Source organism: Rhodococcus sp. R1101 (assembly GCF_000278445.1).
Lineage (GTDB): Bacteria > Actinomycetota > Actinomycetes > Mycobacteriales > Mycobacteriaceae > Rhodococcus > Rhodococcus gordoniae.
Genome location: NZ_AJVB01000654.1, coordinates 1 through 1,761 on the forward strand (window position 1 = coordinate 1; position 1,761 = coordinate 1,761).

The window sequence follows — 1,761 nt, forward strand, 5'->3', positions numbered from 1 at the left end:
CAAGCGGCCGGTCTCGCCGCCGAGCATCCCGATGCGATCACCGTGCAGCGGGCCGTGGGGCACATGTTCAAGAAGTTCAAGCGGCGGCGCCGCAACGAGGTCCGTAAACAGCGCGCCGACGCCGACCGTCAGGTGCTGTCCGCGACCGCCACGGCCTCTCCCACCCGCATCGACGACGAGACCGCCGGCCTGCCGCTGGCCTCGGCGACCCGCGGCACGAGCGCGGGCACGCTGCTGCGACCGCGGCCCTGCTACGTCTGCAAGGACAAGTACACCCGGGTGGACTCCTTCTACCACCAACTGTGCCCGACCTGCGCGGAGGAGAACCACGCGAAGCGGGACGCCCGCACCGATCTGCGGGGCCGGCGCGCCCTGCTCACCGGCGGACGGGCCAAGATCGGCATGTACATCGCGCTGCGGTTGCTCCGCGACGGCGCGCACACCACCGTCACCACGCGGTTCCCCAACGACGCCATCCGCCGCTTCAGCGCGATGGAGGACAGCGGCGACTGGCTGCACCGGCTACGCATCGTCGGCATCGACCTGCGTGATCCCGCCCAGGTGGTCGCCCTCGCCGACGACCTCGCCGCGCAGGGCCCGCTGGACATCCTCATCAACAACGCCGCGCAGACGGTGCGCCGCTCCCCCGGCGCCTATTCGGCGCTGGCCCAGGCGGAGGCCGATCCGTTGCCCGCCGGACCGCGCCCCGAGGTCCTGACCTTCGGCAAGCCGTCGGATGCCCACCCGGCCGCACTGGCCGGATCGCTGCCCGTCGACCTGTCTGCGCACTCGCTGACCTCGCTGGCGTTGGTTGCCGGTTCGGCGACACCCGAGCGGGTCGCGGCCGGAGTCGCCGTCGACGCCGGCGGGTTGCTGCCGGATCTCGTGCACACCAACAGCTGGGTGCAGACCGTCGGCGAGGTCGAGCCGCTCGAACTGCTCGAGGTCCAGCTGTGCAACTCGGTGGCGCCGTTCATCCTGGTCAACCGTTTGCGTCCTGCGCTTGCCGCGTCGTCGGCCCGCCGTAAGTACATCGTGAACGTCTCCGCGATGGAAGGGCAGTTCGGCGGTCGCCGTTACAAGGGCGCCGGGCATCCGCACACCAACATGGCCAAGGCGGCGCTGAACATGCTCACCCGTACCAGCGCCGAGGAGATGCTCACCGACGGCATCCTCATGACCGCCGTCGACACCGGGTGGATCACCGACGAGCGGCCGCACCACACCAAGATGCGCCTCGCCGAGGAGGGCTTCCACGCCCCGCTCGACCTCGTGGACGGCGCGGCGCGCGTGTACGACCCGATCGTGCAGGGCGAGGCCGGTACGGATCTGTACGGGTGTTTCCTCAAGGACTTCCGCCCGGCGCCCTGGTGATCCGGGGAGATCGGCGCGACACGACCGGGGCGGTGGAGACCGGTTCCACACCGACCCTCGTCGCCCGGATGCCGCGTCGCGGCGATAATGGAGGACGTCGCCCGGTGCCCGCACGAGGAGAGTCATGACTGTCGCTGTCGTTCACGCCGATACCCCCGAAGGCCGGATCGCTCTCGAGGCCGCGGTGCGGGAGGCCGCCGACCGGCAGCAGTCGCTGGTGGTGCTCCATCCGCTCGACGAACCCGACGAGGTGGAGGACGTGCGGGCACAGGTGAGCGAGGTGGCGGGAGCCGACGGCTGGGAACTGCTCTCGGCCGTCCACGACGGTGATCCCGTCGGCACGACCGTCGAGTTGCTCGCGCGCAGCGGCGCGGAGCGGGTAGAGTC

Annotated in this window: 2 protein-coding genes; both read left to right on the forward strand. The window is 70.9% G+C overall.

Annotation, left to right across the window (positions count from 1 at the left end):
- The coding region (locus R1101_RS0122845) for an SDR family NAD(P)-dependent oxidoreductase (protein WP_016935520.1) at positions 1-1,374 on the forward strand (1,374 nt) is incomplete at its 5' end.
- A 124-nt stretch (positions 1,375-1,498) separates the two neighbouring features.
- A partial coding sequence (locus R1101_RS0122850; protein WP_016935521.1) for a hypothetical protein occupies positions 1,499-1,761 on the forward strand: 263 nt, incomplete at its 3' end.